The organism is Microbacterium sp. UBA837 (assembly GCF_002296025.1).
Lineage (GTDB): Bacteria > Actinomycetota > Actinomycetes > Actinomycetales > Microbacteriaceae > Microbacterium.
In genome coordinates this window covers 1-17,111 of sequence record NZ_DBHD01000027.1, presented here as the reverse complement: position 1 = coordinate 17,111, position 17,111 = coordinate 1, and the positions used below count along the sequence as shown (strand labels likewise).

Genomic DNA, 17,111 nt, shown 5'->3' with positions numbered 1-17,111 from the left:
AGGTCGCCGATGTGGTGGGCCATGAAGGATGCCCGCGGGCTGAAGACCGTGAGGTCGGAGCCACGCTCATTCATGAGCTTCAGCTGGTTGGCTTCTATGGTTTCGCGGATGTCGTCGTCGCTGATGTGCAACGCGGCGGGATCGGGGGCTTCGCCCTGGCCGTTCGCGAAGGCGATCTGCAGGTCACGCCACGCTCCGAGCTGGGCCGGTGCGGTGGTGTAGTGGCCGTGGATGTCGATGATCACCGAGTGTCGTCCTTGTCACTGGATTGGCGCTGTCACTGGCGCTGTCGCGAGGGGTGCTTGTTTCGAGAGTAAGTCGGGGCTTCGGTATGGTCCAATAGATTCCGGAGTCCCTCTCCATAGACGGAGTCGATGCATGGCCATCCCGGATCTGAACCAACTGCGCACCTTTGTCGTGCTCTACGAACTGCGCAGCCTCACGGCGACCGCGGAGTTCCTGCATGTCACGCAGCCCACGGTGAGCTACACGCTCGCGCGTCTGAGAGAGCGCTTCGGCGACGATCTGTTCCGGCGCGAGGGGCACGTCATGGTGCCCACGACCCGCGCGACCCAGCTGTTCGGCCCGCTGCACGAAGCACTCGCGCAGATCGAGTCGACGGTGAGCGAGACGGCATCCTTTGATCCGTCGGCATTCACCGGAGAGCTCTCCCTCGGGCTGACCTCGATCGGTGAGCAGACGTTCCTGCCGCCGATCATGGCGGCCCTCGCGCGCGAGCGATCGACCGCGCGCCTCGCGGTGAAGCGGTTGGATGCCGACGAGGTGGAGGAAGAGCTCGTGCGGGGACACCTCGACCTCGCCATCACCGTCGCACTCATGGATGCCGCGCGCCTCTGGCGCACGCCGGTGCGCGCTGTGGAGTACGTGGCGCTCACCTCGCGACGGCATCCGTTGCCCCCACCGGGGCCTGACATGTTCGACGGACGCGGGTTCGTGCGCGTGTCATCCCGCGGCGGCCACACCTACCCGCTGCAGCTGCTGCTCGAGCACGGACTCATGCCGCAGGTCGCGCTGACTGTCGAGGAGTACGGCACGCTCCCGGCGGTGCTGCAAGACACCGATCTGGTGACGTTCTTGCCCCGTCACGTTGCTGAAGTGTTCTGCGGCTGGTTCCCGGCGCTCCGCATCGCGGACCTGCCCTGGCCGGGCCAGAGCACCCCGGTAGCGATCTTCACACGGCGCGAGTCGAGCCTCACACCGGCACAGCGCTGGTTCCGACGGCTCGTCCACGGCGCGGTCGTCGAGCCCGGCACCGAGATCTAGCCCGGCCCTCCGTTCAGTCGCGCCTTGATGCGGGTTCACCCGGCGCAGACCCACACTTAGGCGCGACCGAAAACAAGCCCCTTTGTTTCAGCTGCGCCGGGTGCGGTTCCAGCTCGCCTTGGCGGGTGCGAACGGACTTCGGACGTGGATCGACCACGTCGAATGTGGGTGAATCGACAGGATCGCCTTCTCCCACCAGGTCCGCGCCTCTTCGGGAAGCGCGGGAAGGATGACGTCCTTGTCGGCTTCGTCGTCGGGGTAGGGCCGCAGTGCCTTCCAGACCAGCTGCACCTCGGGCGCGCCGGTGGGGATGTCATCGATGTCGAGCACTGCCTTCTCCCACGGGAGCTGCAGGCGAGGATCGCGCCGGTAGACCCAGCGGTCAGCGGTTCCGTCTTCGAGGTTGATCTGCAGGACCCAGGCATCCATCGCCTCGTCGAAGATCCAGGCCGATGGAATGTCGGCACCGTCGGGCAGGTCGGACCACCGGACGAGCTCGTCGCCGATCCGCGCCCAGCAGCTCATCCCGTCGGGGAGCGAGCCGACGAGGTCATCGAGCTGGGTGTACACCGTGCTGATCGTGGTGCGGTCGCGCTCCCGCAGGGGTTCGCCGCGCCACTGGTCATAGGCGCTCCCGCCCGAGAGCCACCAGCGCGCCTCGGTGTCGGCGAGCAGGTCAGCGACGGATGCCGCGTCAAGTCGCGTCCACGGGGTGTCGAGGCTCGGCAGTGAGTCGGTCATGGTCCTATTGTGCTCCGCCACCGCGGCTCCCGCTCAGGAGGGCAGCGACTGCCGCTCAAGAGCGCAAGGACTCGGCGAACCCGCGCACGTGGGCGATCAGTTCGGTCGGCGTCGTGACCATCGGGAAGTGCCCCGTCGCGATCTCGACGACCTGCCATCCGGGCTCTTCGCGCACGAGGCGTCGCACCGGCTCGATCGTCGGATAGGCGGGATCCGTGCAGTCAATGAACAGGCGTGGGACCGCCTCGAGCAAGGCTGCGTCGTAGTCGAGCGGCTGCCGGTACATCCCGAACGGATGCGGCACGTGCCGGCGGTTCAGCCACGCGGCATCCTCGGGAGTGAGGTCGAAGCCTGATTCGGCGTTGGGCGCCGGGAGCGAGTTGTCGTTCTCTGCAGCTGCCGCCAGCCGCGCCGCGGCGACCTCAGGCGAATGGGCAACACCCCACCCGTCTCCGGGGCGCGGGAACATCGCGTCGACGTAGACCAGGCCCGAGAGCACGCCCGGATGCCGCTGCTGGAGTTCGACGGCGGCGCCCGTGATGACCATGCCGCCGTAGCTGTGCCCGACCAGCACGACGTTCTCGAGCTCTTCCATCTCGACCAGGCCGATGACATCGGCGATGTGCGTGTGCAGGTCGATGTCGGGTCGGCGCAGGTGTGCCCGCTCGCCGTCGCCGGTCAGGGTCACGGTGTGGACCTCGAACCCGGCATCCCGCAGCGGCGCCAGCACGCGCCGCCAGACCCAGCCGCCTCCCCAGGCGCCATGGACCAGAACAAGGGTGGGGGCGGATGACGACATGGGCGAACCTCTCAAGACAGTGCCGACGCGACGATGCGGGCGACGGGAGTCAGGGTATCGGGCACAGCACTGCCTTGCCGCCCGGAACCGCGGCCGTCACGAGGCGGGTGTCGAAGGTGGCCAGCAGCGCGTCGTGGGACGCAGCGAGGTGCAGCAGGTAGGTATCCGTTACCTGTGAGCTGGCGAGCAGTCGCTCGGTGTGAATCGACGTGTCGAGCAGGCTCACCGAATCAGCGAGAAAGACGTGGTCCTCTCGCGCGGTCAGGCTCGCGAGGCTCGCGAGCACGACAGGAACCGGCTGAGTGTTCGGATACTTCGGGTGACTGACCACCCGCACGACGCCGTTCTGCACGATCGGGCACGTGTGCCACGCGCCGTCGCCGTCCCGCACCACTCGCGCGGCGAACCAGGCGTGCGCGCGTTCGTGATGGACGTGCAACGGGTCGATCAGAGCGATGATCGCGTTGACGTCCAGCAGATGGCGCGTCACTGGTTGTCATCTCGCAGTGCGTTGACATCGTCAAGGGTCGCGCGACCCGCCGCAGGCGTGGTCGGCAGCAGAACGATGCCGTTGCGCTTGTCGAAGCGCCGGCGTTCGGTCAAAGTGGCGCGAGCGAGCTGCGAAACCGCCTCTCCGAGCGTGATTCCCCGGGCGTCGGCGAACTGCTTCGCCGCGGCGAGAACGTCGTCGTCGATCGTGAGGGTCGTGCGCACGCATCAAGCATCACGCATCACGCATCCGCCGTCAACGGTTCTGAGCGGGTTCGTCGTCCGGTCGGGCAAGAAGGCGGACCGTCGCGATTCGCCGTCGATCCAGCGACGTGACCTGAAGCGTGGCGCCGGGGATGTCGACGGTGTCGCCGACGACGGCGAGGCGGCCGAGCTGCTCGATGACATATCCGGCGATCGTGTCTGAGCTTCCGCGAGGCAACTCGATTCCGGTGCGCTCCTCGAACTCCTGAAGGTTCAACCGGCCGTCGATCGTGTCGCTTCCGACCACCACGGTCTCGGCGGTGTCGTACTCGTCGAAGATCTCACCCACGACCTCTTCGACAAGGTCTTCCAAAGTCACGATGCCGTCGGTTCCGCCGTACTCGTCGACGACGACCGCGATGTGGTGCCCGCGGGCACGCAGGCTCGTGAGTGTCGGCAGGACTCGAGCGGTAGCGGGTACGTACGGGATGTCGCGCACGAGACGCGCAACGGGCTTACCGGCGTCGTCGCTGGCGGCATCGAACAGGTCGCGCACGTGCACGAAGCCGACGATGTCGTCGATGGAGGTGTCGGCGACGGGGTAGCGGGAGTAGGGCAGGTCGCGGATGCGCTCCACGGCCTCAGCCACCGTGATGCCGTCATCCAGAGCCACGACCTCGGGTCGCGGCCGCATGACCTCGCTCACCTGCCGGCCACGCAACGACAGCACGTCATCCAGGATGCGGCGCTCATCCTCGGGCAGGCCTTGATGGGACGTGACGATGTCACGGATCTCCTCATCGCTGAGCTCGTCGGCTGTCTTGTTCGGGTCGCCGCCGAGAAGCCGCACCAGCGCGTTCGTCGACACCGACAGCAGCCAGATGACCGGTCGCATCAGCACCGCGAACCCGTCGAGCACGGGAGCGACGGCATAGGCGAACTGTGCGTTGCGCTGGATCGCGAGGCGCTTGGGAACGAGTTCCCCGAGCACGAGCGAGAGGTATGCGATCACCAGCGTCAGCCCGATCGTCGCCATGGTCGCCGCGACCGGCTCCGCAAGACCAAGACGGGTAAGCAGCGGCGTCACCGAGGGGGCGATGGATGCCGCGCCATACGCGGCCGAGGCGAAGCCAGCGACCGTCACGCCGATCTGGACCGCGGAGAGGAACGTGTTCGGGTTCCGTGCGAGCGCGGCGACCTTCGCGCCGCGGCGCCCGCGTGCGGCGATCGCGTTGAGCTGGCTCTCGCGCAGAGTTACAAGCGCCATCTCGGTCGCGGCGAACACGCCGCCGATGAGCACGAACACCACGACCAGGGCGATGTTCCACCACAGCTCGCCCATCAGCGGGTCACCCCGTCGCGCGCGGTCCTGTTCTTGCCGCCCAGGGTCACCCGGGCGCCGGGTCTATCGCCGAGCGCGTCGGTGCCGGATGCGTTCACGAGCGGTCCCGGGCGTCGCTGCGCGCCTCGGAGATCGCGTCGGCTGCGGCATCCGCATCGTCCGCCTTCTCGGCGATAGCGCTGGCGCGACGGTCCTTGCGGGTCTTCGCGAGGCTCGCGACCGTGGCCACAGCGATCGTGCCCGCGATGAACAGGAGCGAGACCCAGATCGGGATCTCGGGGATCACCGTGATCGGCTCGCCGCCGTTGAGGAACGGCAACTCGTTCTTGTGCAGGGCGTGGATGAGGAGCTTGACCCCGATAAAGGCGAGGATGACCGCGAGTCCCTGCGCGAGGTAAACGAGGCGTTCCAGGAGACCTCCGATGAGGAAGTAGAGCTGACGCAGACCCATCAGGGCAAAGGCGTTCGCGGTGAAGACGATGTAGGCCTCTTGCGTGAGCCCATAGATCGCGGGAATCGAGTCGACGGCGAAGATGAGGTCGATGAACCCGATGGCGATGATGACGAGCAGCATCGGGGTGACGAAGCGGCGTCCGTCTTTCTTCACCGTCAGCCTGTCGCCGTTGTACTCGTTGCTCACGGGCAGGATGCGTCGCATGAAGCGCATGAACCGGCCATTGGCTGGATCGGACTCACCGTGGGTGAACGCTTGGCGGTAGGCCAGGTACAGGAGCAGCGCGCCGAAGACCCAGAAGATCCACGAGAAGTTCTCGATGAGCGCGGCGCCCACCGCGATGAAGATCCCGCGCATGATGAGCGCGATGACGATGCCGATCATCAGCACTTTCTGCTGGTAGATCTTCGGCACCGCGAAGCCGGTCATGACGATGAGGAAGACGAACAGGTTATCGACTGACAGAGCCTTCTCGGTGAGGTAGCCGGCGAAGTACTCGCCGCCGAAGTCCCAGCCCGAGACGAGGCCGATGCCGACACCGAACAGCAACGCGAGGCCGATGTAGAAGGCCGACCAGCGAGCGGATTCGCCCAGGGTCGGTTCGTGGGGCTTTCGCACGTGCGCGTAGAACTCGTACACGAAGAACGCGATGGTGACCGCGATCGTGATGAGCCAGACCGTCAGGGTGACGTTCACAAGGGACTCCTGCCTTGGCGTTGATGATCAGATCTACGCCAAGGTCTTCTCCATCCCCGTCGCCGAGAACCGGTGACCCGGGACGCGAGAGCGTCCGTAATGACGAGCCGACCGTGGTGGAGTACTCCCCTTGGTTACGCGCGACGATACCGGAATCGCAGTTCCTGTCTCTGGGAAGGGGCTGGGAGCTGGGGTTTTCGACGTAGCCGCCCCGATGGCGCTCCCGGCTGCGAGGATGGCACGATGAGCGATTCGCGCGAAGCACGGGCAGAGCAGCGGCGCCAGGACGGCCCCAATGACGAGGCCGTCGAGGAAGAGATCGAGATCGAGTTTGAAGAGGTCGTCGGCGAGGGTGCCGAGCGGCTCCACCGTACCCTTCGCGCGACTCTGGTCACGGGCTTTCTGGGCGGTGTCGAAGTCGGCATCGGGGTGCTGGTCTACCTCGGCATCCTGTACCAGACGGGTGATCAGCTTCTCGCGGGCCTCGGATTCAGCATCGGTCTGATCGCGCTCCTGCTCGCCCACAGCGAGCTGTTCACCGAGAACTTCCTGCTGCCGATCGCCGCGCTCGTGGCGCGGGAAGGCACATGGCTCGACCTGGCCAAGCTCTGGGGAGGCACGCTGCTATCCAATCTGCTCGGCGGCTGGCTGATCATGGCGATCATCGTTCTCGCCTTTCCTGACTGGCACCCGGTCCTCGCCGAGACCGCCGAACACTTCATCGAGGCGCCTCTCACCCTCGAGTTTGCGGCCCTCGCAATTCTCGGCGGTGCCGTCATCACTCTTATGACGCGGATGCAGACGGGCACCGAATCCGTGCCCGCGAAGATCGCGGCGGCCGTGGCAGGCGGCTTCGTCCTCGCCGGCTTTCAGCTGTTCCACTCGATCCTCGACTCGCTGTTCGCCTTCGGAGCGATCATCAGCGGAGCACCGATCACGTACCTCGACTGGCTGCTCTGGTTCCTGCCGGTTCTCCTCCTGAACCTGGCTGGCGGCGTCTTGCTCGTCACGCTCCTGCGCATCGTGCGGACCGGCGAGCTGTTCGAGCTCCGGCGGCGCAAGAACGCCGGCCGCGCTTAGCACCTGGCGCTAGTTACGAGCGGTGGTCAACGACGCATCCGCCGACGACGCGGGCGTATCGAGGGAAGACGCCCGAGCAGCCGCCGACGCTGCTCGGGGACGACGACCGGGACAGGAGCAGTCACGATCGCATCAACCGCCAGTGATCCGTTTGTCGGTCCGACGATCGGGATGGGCGTGGTCGGGGTCGGTGCGAGCGGCGAGACCGGCATCCGCAGGAGTGCGCGCCGTGCGTGAAGGTACGCGGGCACGAGCACGAGCGTGGCACCGATCCAGGCGAGCGGGTTGCTCCAGACGATGCCGATGAACCCGAACATCGCGCCCAGCACGATAGCTGCGCCCACGCGCATGGCGAGTTCGACGATCCCCGTGATGGTCGGGATCAGGGCGTGGCCCAGGCCCTGCAAGGCGCCGCGGAGCACGAACAGGATGCCGAGCGCGGCATAGCTGAAGGCGTTGACGACGAGCATCGTGGCGGCCATCGAGACGACGTTCTCGACCCCGCGGCCCACGAAGAGCTCGATGATCTGCCTCCCGAAGGCGACGAGCGCGACGCCGAGCACGACAGACGCGATCGTCGAGATCACCAGAGATTGCCTGACGCCGCGTAGGATGCGATCCGGTCGCCGAGCGCCGAAGTTCTGGGCGACGTACATCGACACGGCGAGACCTAGCGACTGGAGAAGAGCCACCGCGAGGCCATCGACCCGCGAGGCAGCGGTGTAGGCGGCGACTTCGGCGGTGCCCAGCTCGTTCAGGCGCACCTGCACCGTCAGGGTGCCGATCGCGATGATCGACGCCTGGAAGCCCATCGGCAAACCGAGCCGCAGGTGGTTGAGCACCTCCGCGCGGCGAAGTCGCCAGTCGGCGCGGTGCACATGCAGAGCAGGAGCCCGCCGGCGCACGTAGTCCAGGCACCAGATCACTGAGAGAGCCTGGGCGATGACGGTGGATGCCGCGGCTCCGGCGACTCCCCACTGGAGGGGTCCGACGGTGACGATGACGAAGGCGACGTTGAGCGCGCACGCGATGCTCAGGAACACCAGGGGCGTGCGGGAATCGCCGATCGCCCGGATAATCGCCGAGAGGTAGTTGAAGAACATGATCGCGCCCGACCCGAGGAAGCTCACCTGCGCGAACACCGTTGCTTGCGGAATCAGAGCGGGGGGCGTCTGCATCAGCACGAGGAGCGGTTCGGCGACCAGTGGTGCGACAACGGTCAGGACAACGGATGCTGCCGCCGTGAGCACCGTCCCGACAGCTACGGACCGGCGCACTGCAGCGCCGTCGTGCGCGCCGAACGCCTGCGCCGTCGGGATCGCGAACCCCGTCGTCATGCCCCACGCAAAGCCGAGCAAGAGGAACAGCAGGCTGCCCGTCGCCCCGACCGCCGCGAGCGCGTCAACGCCGAGCTGGCGCCCGACAACGATCGCATCGACGAACTGGTAGAGCTGCTGCACCACGTTGCCGATGAGCAGCGGCACCGAGAAGAGAAGGATCACCCGCCACGGGTGCCCGGTGATCAGGCTGCGCGCCATTCGTGCCCTCGAGTCTTGCGTCGGAGATGGGGAAGACGGTGTCGTTGAGGGCACCGTTGCTCAGTTTATCGAATCGATTCGAGGCGAGGCAAGAGGGAGTCAGCGATCTGCGCCGCGAAACAATAGCGGGAAGCGATGGGCCAAGTTCTGCCCGGATACGTCAGAGCTACCGACTCGCAGCCGAAAGACCCCGGACCTATTGTAGGAACCGCTGGAAGATGTCCATGTGGCCCGTGTCGGGGATGGATTTACAGCGACAGATGGCCGCCGATTCGCCTCCACTCTCCGGCTTGAGTTGTCCATGAGACGACCGCGTGCCTCACTGACGCGGTGAGGGCAGCAGGCTGAGTCCGCTGTCGTCGACGACGAGCACGTCGCCCTCGTCGGTGATCGTGATGGCTTGGGCAGTGCCGTGTACGGTGCCGACCTCCTGCCATGACCCAGCCCCCGTGACGGTCCAGATCGTGTCGTTGGCATCAACGCCGACCAACCGCTGGCGGTCCGGGGAGGCTGCCATGAGGAACAGGTTGGGTGCGTCGGTGAGAGCCGCGAAGCTCTCACCGCGGTCCGTGCTGACCTGCGGGCCGTCAGGAGTGACCGCGATGATCCGACCGACTGCATCCACCTCCAGACCGAAGGCGAGCAGGGTGCTACCGGTGGGCGACCACGAGACACCGCCGTCCGTGCTGATGAGCACGGCGCCGTCTCCGGCGTCTTGCCCATAAAGGGTGCCGTCCGGGCCGGCGGTGAGGGCGTGGAAGTCTTTCTCTCCGGTGAACGCGACCGGCTCCCAGGTCTCGCCGCCGTCTTGGCTGCGGATGATGCCGAGGTTCCTCTCCCCCAGCTCGGCGGGTGTGTTGCGGCCGGGGTGGCCGGAAGCGATCAGATCCCCATTCAGCGCGGTGAGCCCCATCGCGTCGAAGTCGTTACCGCCGACACGAGGACCGATCTCGCCGTCCGCGGTGGCAGTGAAGATGCCTTCGTGGGTGCCGAGGAGGAACCCGTCCCCGTCAGGTGCGGGAACGATGGCGTGCACGTGGGCAACAACCTGGGCGTGTTCGGCACCGGTGGAGGGCGGTGCAGCAGCTGCACAGCCGGTGAGAGTCAGAGCAGAAAGCGCGACAAGACTCGTTGTCGCGCGCAGGGGCATGCGCATACGCACCCTTTCGAGTCCAGGGTGAGGACGCCCTCGGGTGGGGCGTCCTCACCGGGTGCGGTCAGAGCTGCGCGAGCAGCTCCTGCATGGTGGCGATCTCCGCGGTCTGCGTGTCGATGATGGTCTGCGCCATCGCGATCGCGTCCGGATTCTGCCCGTTGTCGACTTCATCCTGCGCCATAGTGATGGCGCCTTCGTGGTGCATCGTCATCTGTTCGAGGAACAGCCGCGACGCCTCCGCTCCGGTAGCCGCTTCCAGCGCCGCCATGTCGTCGCCGCTCATCATGCCGCCGCCGTGGTCCATGCCTTCCATGGAGCCGGTGTCGCTATCGGCACCCCACTCTTCCAGCCATGATTGCAGCTGGTCGATCTCGGGCTGCTGGGCGGCTTTAATATCGGAGGCCAGGGTGAGGACACCCGGGTCGATGCCTTCCTTGTCCAGGACCATGTCCGACATCTCGACGGCCTGTTCGTGGTGCGGGATCATCATCTGCGCGAACATCACATCCGCGTCATTGAAGTCCGCCGTCGCGGCAGACGAGGAGGACGACGGGGCCGAGCTGCCGTGGTCCATGCCAGGCATGGACTCTGAGCCGGAGTCGCCGGCGCAGCCCGCGAGAGTGAGCGCAGCGGCGAGGGTGAGTGCGGCGGTTGCCGCGGTACGAATCTTCATCAGAGTTCTCCAATACAGGGGTACGTGAAGCAGCGCCGGTCAGGATGACGGGCGTGCGGGTGCAAGAGCCAGCACAAAGGTCCGGCCCCGGACGCATCACGTACGGCTGGCTGATGCAGAGAACGGTGAGTGAAGGAGGCCGCAGGGCCGGCCCGGTAAACAGCGCCGACGCGACCGAGGGTCTTGGTCGAGGGAGGATCGACAACCATCGCATGGCCGCGCCGGGCCGCACCAGCAACAGCACGGTCACCAGCAATGCCAGCACGCACGCCATCGCGAGCATGGTGGAGTGTCCGTTGCCGCAATCCGCGCACGGCTCATCAGTTGCGGTGGTGCCGGCGTGGTGATCGCCGGCACCTGTCGTGGCAGAAGCGGTGGCGGTGGTCTGATGACTGGTGTCGGTGGCGGTGTGGGTGTTGAGGGAATGCATGGCCAGCAGGCCCACGATGATCGCGCCGGTGACTGCGACGAGCAGCAGGAGGGTGCGAGCCATGGAGCGGCCGGTGTGGACCCGGTCCGTCAGTGCGATCAGCGACATGTCACCTCCCTCCCTTACACGCTACGTCAGACCGGTCAGCGACGGATGACCGCGTCGGGGCTGAGATCCAACCGGCGCAGCAGCTGAGCGTTGAGAGCGACGACGATCGTGGACAGCGACATGAGGATCGCGCCCACCGACATCGGCAGCACGAACCCGATCGGGGCGAGGATGCCGGCGGCCAGCGGCACCGAAATGAGGTTGTACCCGGCAGCCCACCACAAGTTCTGCTTCATCTTCCGGTAGCTCGCGCGGGACAGCTCGATCACCGACAGCACCGAGCGGGGGTCATCGCTCGCGAGGATGACGCCGGCCGACGCGATCGCCACGTCCGTGCCGGCACCGATGGCGATACCGACATCCGCCTGCGCGAGAGCGGGCGCGTCATTCACACCGTCGCCGACCATCGCGACCTTCCGGCCCTCATCCTGCAGCTGCTTCACCTTGGACGCCTTGTCCTCCGGCCGCACACCCGCGAAGAACCGGTCGATGCCAAGTTCAGCGGCCACGGACGCGGCGACGGCCTCGGCGTCGCCGGTGATCATCACGACCTGCACGTTTCGGGCGTGCAGTGCGTCGATCGCCTGCCGGGACTCGGGACGGATCTCATCGGCCAATCGGAGCGCGCCGGCGACCTTCCCATCAACGAGGACGTGCAGGATGATCGCACCCTCCTCCCGCCAGGCGTCCGCGATCGGCAGCTCCTGGCCACCGGTCTGCTCGAGCAGGTACGGTCCGCCCACCTGCACCACCTGGCCGTCGACGGTCGCGCGGACACCGACCGCGGGTGAGGACTCGAAGTCCGTCGACCTGGGCACGGACAGGTCCTTCTCCCGCGCGGCGGTGACGATGGCACGGGCCAGCGGATGCTCGGAATCAGACTCCGCAGCGGCCGCGAGAGCCATCAGCCGGTCCGCATCCATCCCGTCGACCGGTTCCACCGCGGTGACGGCGGGAGCGCCCTTGGTGAGAGTGCCGGTCTTGTCGAACAACACCGTGTTCACGGTGCGCATACTCTCCAACGCCAGACGGTCCTTGATCAACACCCCGCCCCGGGCAGCGCGCTCGGTGGCGATGGACACCACCAGCGGGATCGCCAGACCCAGGGCGTGCGGGCAGGCGATCACCAGAACCGTGATAGTGCGAATCACCGCGTCATCGGGGAGCCCGACTACCGTCCACACGACCGCGGTGATGGCCGCGGCGATCAGCGCGAACCAGAACAGCCACCCGGCGGCGCGGTCGGCGAGACGCTGCGCTTTCGAGGACGAGTTCTGCGCCTCGGTAACCAGGCGTTGGATGCCGGCGAGGGCAGTGTCCTCCCCCACCGCACTGATCTCGACACGGATTCCGGAGTCGGTGGCGACGGTGCCGGCCACGACCGCGTCCCCATCGCTCCGGCGGACCGGCTTGGATTCGCCGGTGATCATCGACTCGTCCATGCTCGCCGAACCCTGCACCACCCGACCGTCAGCCGGAACCCGCCCACCAGGGCGGACCACTACAACGTCACCGACCTGCAGATCCGCGGGCGCGACGGTGACAGTGGTGTCCCCGTCGACCTTCTCCGCCTCGTCGGGGAGGAGCGCGGCGAGGGAGTCCAGTGCCGAGGTGGTCTGCGCGAGCGACCGCATCTCGATCCAGTGCCCAAGGAGCATGATGACGATCAGCAGCGCCAGCTCCCACCAGAAGTCCAGCTCGTGATCCAGCAGCCCGAGACTCGCCCCCCATGACGCGACGAACGCGACGGTGATCGCCAGCCCGATCAGCAGCATCATGCCGGGCTTACGGGCACGCAGTTCGCTGACCGCGCCGGTCAGGAACGGGGCACCACCCCACACATACATGACGGTGCCGAGAACCGGGGAGATCCACCCCACCAACGCTGCGTCGGGGAGGGAATAGCCGAGCAGCATCGAGAACATGCCCGAGAACGCCACCACCGGGACGGCGAGGATCAGGTTGATCCAGAACAATCGACGGAACCGTGCGACATGGTCCGCGCCGTGCCCGGCATGCCCACCATGAGCACCGTGCTGCATCCCCGCGTGCGCGCCGCCGTGTCCCTCATCAGGGCTGTTCTGCGTGGTGTGGTGTGCGTGCGGGTTGTCGACGGTGTCGGATTCGGCGACGGTCTCGCGCAGCTCCTGCGCAGTGTCATCACCGCCGGCGCCGGTAGCCGTGGGGTGGTGGTGTGCGTGGTGATCGTGCTGGCTCATGATGAGCGTCCTTCCACTGTTCACATCCAGCAGATGCAGGTCAGACCCGGGCGGAAACGCGGGCCGGTTCAGGGGTAGCGGTCGTCGAGCTCGCCGGGATGGTGCGGAACCCGCGCAGGCGCAGACTGTTCGTGACGACGAACACCGAGGACAAGGCCATCGCGGCCGCGGCAACCAGCGGGTTCAGCAACCCGGCCATCGCGACCGGGATCGCGGCGACGTTGTACGCGAACGCCCAAAACAGGTTGCCCTTGATCGTCCCCAGGGTGCGGCGTGCCAACCGGATCGCGTCAGCGACGACCAGCAGGTCACCCGAGACCACGGTGATATCGCTCGCAGCGATCGCGGCATCCGTTCCCCCGCCCATCGCGAGACCGAGGTCAGCGGCAGCGAGAGCAGCGGCGTCGTTGACCCCGTCACCGACCATCGCCACCACACGCCCGTCGCCCTGTAGCTGGCGGACCACGTCGAGCTTCCCGGCCGGGGTTACCCCGGCGTGCACCTGGTCGATGCCGACCTGTCGAGCGATCTCCCGTGCAGCGCCATCGTTGTCGCCGGTGAGCAGCACCGGTGTCATACCCAACGCCCGGAACCGGGCGACCGCCTCCGCGCTGGTGGGTTTGACTGTGTCGGCGACCGCGATGATGCCCAGGTGGGTGCCGTCACGACCGATGGCGACGACGGTCGCTCCCGCGGTTTGCAGCTCGTCGGCGTCGTGCTGCAGCTGCGCGGTGGGGTGAATGCTCCACTGCTCCTGCAGCCAAGACGGACGGCCGGCGACGACGAGAGAGCCTGCGACGATGCCCTGCACCCCGAACCCGGCGTGAGAGTCGAACGTCTCCGCCGGCGGGACGGGGACGCTTCCGGCGACGATCGCGCGGGCAACAGGATGCTCCGACCCGAACTCCACCGCCGCGGCCGCGGCCAGCAGCTGCTCCCGGGTGACTCCGGGTGCGGGGTGGACGGCTGTGACGGCCATGGTTCCCGTGGTGACGGTGCCGGTCTTGTCCAGCACGATCGTGTCGACCGTGCGGGTTTGCTCCAGTACCTGCGGTCCCCGGATGAGGATTCCCATCTGAGAGCCGCGACCGGTGCCCACCAACAGAGCGGTCGGCGTGGCCAGCCCGAGCGCGCACGGGCACGCGATGATGAGCGTCGCGATCGCGGCGGTGAACGCCAGCTCCACAGACCCGCCGACCAGCAGCCAGCCCGCGAACGCGGCGATAGCCAGCATCATCACGATGGGCACGAAGATCCCGGACACCCGGTCCGCGAGACGCTGCACGCGGGCTTTGCCGGTCTGCGCCTCCTCCATCAGCCGCCGCATCCGCGACAGTTCGGTGTCCACGCCCACGCGGGTGATCTCCACCGTAAGCCGGCCGCCGACGTTGACCGTCGCACCCACCACACGGGAACCCGCACCGACCTCAACCGGGGCCGATTCGCCCGTGAGCATGCTCGCATCAATCGCCGAGGACCCGTCGACGACGAGTCCATCGGAGGGGATCTTCTCCCCCGGCCGCACCAGAACGGCATCCCCCACCATCAGCTGGCTGACCGGGACTCGCTGTTCCACACCATCGACGAGCTTGACGGCGTCTTTCGCTCCCAGCTCCAGCAAAGCGCGCAGCGCCTCAGAGGACGACTTGCGGGCGCGGGCCTCGGCGTACCGGCCCGCGAGGATGAACACCGTCACCAACGCGGCGACCTCGAGGTAGATCTCATGCCCGCCCGCCCGCGGGGTGCCGATGAGAGTAAACGTCATCGTCATCCCGGGCATACCGGCGCCACCAAAGAACAGGGCATACAGCGACCAGCCGAACGCGGCAATCACCCCGACGCTAATGAGCGTGTCCATCGTGGCGGCACCGTGACGGGCGTTAACCGCCGCAGCACGGTGAAACGGCCACGCGCCCCACACCGCCACCGGGGCGGTGAGGGTGAGCGCCAGCCACTGCCAGAACTCGAACTGCAGCGCGGGAATCATCGACAGCACCGCGACCGGCACCGACAAAGCGGCGCTGATCAGCAGACGCTGCCGCAGCGAAACCAGATCGCGGTCCACCGGCGCACCGGGTTCACCCGCAGCCTCGACGACCGTCGGCGCAGGAAGCGCCGCTTGGTAGCCGGCGGATTCGATCGCCGCGATCAATGTGGCCGAATCGACGTCCTCACCGCGCACGCGAGCCTTCTCGGTGGCGTAGTTGACGGTCGCTTCCACACCCGGCAGCTTGTTGAGCTTCCGCTCGATCCGCGTCGCACACGACGCGCAGGTCATCCCGGCGATGTCGAGCTCGACATCGACCATGCTCATGACGGGCTGCCGGCCACGGCGTAGCCAGCCTCCTCCACCGCCGCCTCCACGGCAGCAGCAGGGATCGCCGTCGAGCTGCGGATCGTCACCCGCGACGCGCCGCCCGCGTTCAGGTCCACCGACACACCCTCGACCCCGTCGATCGCGGACAACTCCTCGGTCACGCTCGACACGCAGTGCGAGCAGGTCATCCCCGTCACCAGCACGTCAGCCGTCACGGCCGCCGTGGCCGCATCCGCGGTCTCGGGGGTTGATGCGGTCGCGCAGCAGGCGCAACCAGCGCCGGTGTCCTTCAAGCCCAGGTCGTTGCGGTTCTCGGTGTTCATCATCGTCTCCTCGTCGTGAGTGGGCAGGTGGGTCAGGAACGGACCAGACGGGCGATCGCCTCGTTGGCTTCGCGGATCTTCTCGTCCGCAACGGCACCACCCTCGGCGCTGGCTTCGGCAACACAGTGCGAAAGATGGTCACCCAACAAAGACAGCGCGACGGACTCAAGGGCCTTCGTGGCCGCCGAGACCTGCGTGAGGATGTCGATGCAGTACTTGTCCTCCTCGACCATCCGCGCGATCCCACGAACCTGACCCTCCACGCGACGCAGCCGCTTCAGAAGGTCATCCTTGCTCGCCGTGTAACCATTCATGGCAAGTACCATACCCCCCTACCGTATGTAGAGCAAGCGATTCGATTCACGGACTCACCCAGAAACCTTCAGTGACTTGGGGGACGGAGATCGCCGGGCAAATGCGGTGAAGCGACAGCAGGCAGCACCGCACGGATTGGTCAGTGGCTGTAGGTTCCCGCTCGAGATGGCGAGGAATGCCGCGATTCCACGGTAGTTGGCTGGGGTTTCGGGTTCAGGATTCCGCGAGTAGTGGCGGATTCTTACAAGAGCTCATGGCCGTCGCGGCGATCGGCTACACACCATGCAGCGTGTCCGAACCGGCAGCGACGCGCTCTCCCCGGCCGCAGCAGCGCCCCCCGACGTGAACGGGAATACTCTCGTCAATCGGGGAGCTCCGGCAGGCGTCATCCTCCGCCGGGCAGATGCTCGAGGTGACCGATGGCTTCCTCGAGCAGTTCGGAGACGTGGTCGTCGAAGAGCGAGTAGTGGATGTGGCGGCCGTCGCGCGTGCCGATGACCAGGCTTAGATGCCGCAGTAGCCGCAGATGGTTCGATGTGGTCGTCTGTCCGATGTGCAACTGTTCGCTGAGTTCGGTCACGGTGCTCGGCTGAACACTCAGCGCGCTTAGAATGCGCAGCCGCACAGGCGAGGCCAGCGCCTGCATGATCTCGGCGAGCCGCTCAGCATCCGCAACAGACAGCGGCCCAGTTCCTCGATCCGTAACAGCCATACTCACCATTGTGCCGTCCGATCACGATAATCATTCACAACTACAACATATCATGATCTTGTGATGTATTCTGGTCGCATGACTGCTTCTTCCCCGACGACTACCGCGGCCGCTGCGGAGACGCCCGACCATTCCCACGGTTCGGCCCGGTGGGAGCTGTGGTTCGCGATCGCCGGGGGCGTGACCTACGCCGGCGGGATGATCGCAGAGTTCGCGTTGGGGCTGCCGATG

General features: G+C 66.7%; 17 protein-coding genes and 1 pseudogene. 2 read left to right on the top strand and 16 right to left on the bottom strand.

Going from position 1 to position 17,111, the window contains the following annotated elements:
• Nucleotides 1-245 (bottom strand): annotated as a pseudogene (locus B3587_RS02435) (amidohydrolase); the annotation flags it as partial.
• A gap of 133 nt (nt 246-378) precedes the next feature.
• On the opposite strand from B3587_RS02435, the gene B3587_RS02430 reads away from it, so the two are divergent.
• Entirely contained in the window at nt 379-1,284 is a 906-nt protein-coding gene (locus tag B3587_RS02430) for a LysR family transcriptional regulator (protein ID WP_228179412.1), read from the top strand.
• 87 nt (nt 1,285-1,371) lie between these two features.
• Here the strand turns inward: B3587_RS02430 and B3587_RS02425 are convergent, their stop codons facing one another.
• The 6 genes from B3587_RS02425 to B3587_RS02400 all read right to left on the bottom strand — a co-directional run bounded on the left by B3587_RS02425 (nt 1,372) and on the right by B3587_RS02400 (nt 6,009).
• Nucleotides 1,372-2,025 (bottom strand): hypothetical protein, encoded by a 654-nt coding sequence (locus B3587_RS02425; RefSeq protein ID WP_292726274.1) that lies wholly within the window; start codon nt 2,023-2,025, stop codon nt 1,372-1,374.
• Between the two features lie 55 nt (nt 2,026-2,080).
• Complete coding sequence (locus tag B3587_RS02420) at nt 2,081-2,824, bottom strand: alpha/beta fold hydrolase (RefSeq protein WP_292726272.1); 744 nt, start codon at nt 2,822-2,824, stop codon at nt 2,081-2,083.
• Nucleotides 2,825-2,873: 49 nt separating this feature from the next.
• Complete coding sequence (locus B3587_RS02415) at nt 2,874-3,314, bottom strand: TA system VapC family ribonuclease toxin (protein ID WP_228179415.1); 441 nt, start codon at nt 3,312-3,314, stop codon at nt 2,874-2,876.
• Nucleotides 3,311-3,538: a hypothetical protein gene (locus B3587_RS02410; protein WP_228179416.1), complete on the bottom strand. Its 228-nt coding sequence runs from the start codon at nt 3,536-3,538 to the stop codon at nt 3,311-3,313. The genes B3587_RS02415 and B3587_RS02410 overlap by 4 nt, the downstream gene beginning before the upstream one ends.
• A gap of 31 nt (nt 3,539-3,569) precedes the next feature.
• Entirely contained in the window at nt 3,570-4,859 is a 1,290-nt protein-coding gene (locus B3587_RS02405) for a hemolysin family protein (protein WP_292726270.1), read from the bottom strand.
• A 94-nt stretch (nt 4,860-4,953) separates the two neighbouring features.
• On the bottom strand, nt 4,954-6,009 hold the full coding sequence (locus B3587_RS02400) for a TerC family protein (protein ID WP_292726269.1): 1,056 nt from the start codon (nt 6,007-6,009) through the stop codon (nt 4,954-4,956).
• A 243-nt stretch (nt 6,010-6,252) separates the two neighbouring features.
• Here B3587_RS02400 and B3587_RS02395 point away from each other — a divergent pair, with 243 nt between their 5' ends.
• Nucleotides 6,253-7,089: a formate/nitrite transporter family protein gene (locus B3587_RS02395; protein ID WP_228179419.1), complete on the top strand. Its 837-nt coding sequence runs from the start codon at nt 6,253-6,255 to the stop codon at nt 7,087-7,089.
• Between the two features lie 26 nt (nt 7,090-7,115).
• Here B3587_RS02395 and B3587_RS02390 read toward each other — a convergent pair whose 3' ends face one another.
• The 9 genes from B3587_RS02390 to B3587_RS02350 form a co-directional block, all read right to left on the bottom strand.
• The gene (locus B3587_RS02390) at nt 7,116-8,627 is read right to left on the bottom strand and encodes an MATE family efflux transporter (protein WP_292726266.1); all 1,512 of its coding nucleotides are present in this window, start codon (nt 8,625-8,627) and stop codon (nt 7,116-7,118) included.
• A 319-nt stretch (nt 8,628-8,946) separates the two neighbouring features.
• Entirely contained in the window at nt 8,947-9,777 is an 831-nt protein-coding gene (locus B3587_RS02385; protein WP_292726264.1) for a F510_1955 family glycosylhydrolase, read from the bottom strand.
• A 67-nt stretch (nt 9,778-9,844) separates the two neighbouring features.
• A complete protein-coding gene (locus B3587_RS02380; protein WP_292726262.1) occupies nt 9,845-10,366 on the bottom strand; it encodes a DUF305 domain-containing protein in 522 nt (173 codons plus the stop codon).
• A complete protein-coding gene (locus B3587_RS02375; RefSeq protein ID WP_292726260.1) occupies nt 10,296-10,994 on the bottom strand; it encodes a DUF6153 family protein in 699 nt (232 codons plus the stop codon). Before B3587_RS02375 ends, B3587_RS02380 begins: the two co-directional genes overlap by 71 nt.
• Nucleotides 10,995-11,029: 35 nt before the next feature.
• Nucleotides 11,030-13,213 (bottom strand): heavy metal translocating P-type ATPase, encoded by a 2,184-nt coding sequence (locus tag B3587_RS02370; RefSeq protein WP_374198036.1) that lies wholly within the window; start codon nt 13,211-13,213, stop codon nt 11,030-11,032.
• Nucleotides 13,214-13,253: 40 nt separating this feature from the next.
• Complete coding sequence (locus B3587_RS02365) at nt 13,254-15,527, bottom strand: heavy metal translocating P-type ATPase (protein ID WP_292726259.1); 2,274 nt, start codon at nt 15,525-15,527, stop codon at nt 13,254-13,256.
• The gene (locus tag B3587_RS02360) at nt 15,524-15,853 is read right to left on the bottom strand and encodes a heavy-metal-associated domain-containing protein (RefSeq protein ID WP_228179439.1); all 330 of its coding nucleotides are present in this window, start codon (nt 15,851-15,853) and stop codon (nt 15,524-15,526) included. Before B3587_RS02360 ends, B3587_RS02365 begins: the two co-directional genes overlap by 4 nt.
• Before the next feature lie 32 nt (nt 15,854-15,885).
• Complete coding sequence (locus B3587_RS02355; protein ID WP_228179440.1) at nt 15,886-16,167, bottom strand: metal-sensitive transcriptional regulator; 282 nt, start codon at nt 16,165-16,167, stop codon at nt 15,886-15,888.
• 386 nt (nt 16,168-16,553) lie between these two features.
• Complete coding sequence (locus B3587_RS02350; protein ID WP_292726256.1) at nt 16,554-16,880, bottom strand: ArsR/SmtB family transcription factor; 327 nt, start codon at nt 16,878-16,880, stop codon at nt 16,554-16,556.
• Between the last annotated feature and the right edge of the window lie 231 nt (nt 16,881-17,111).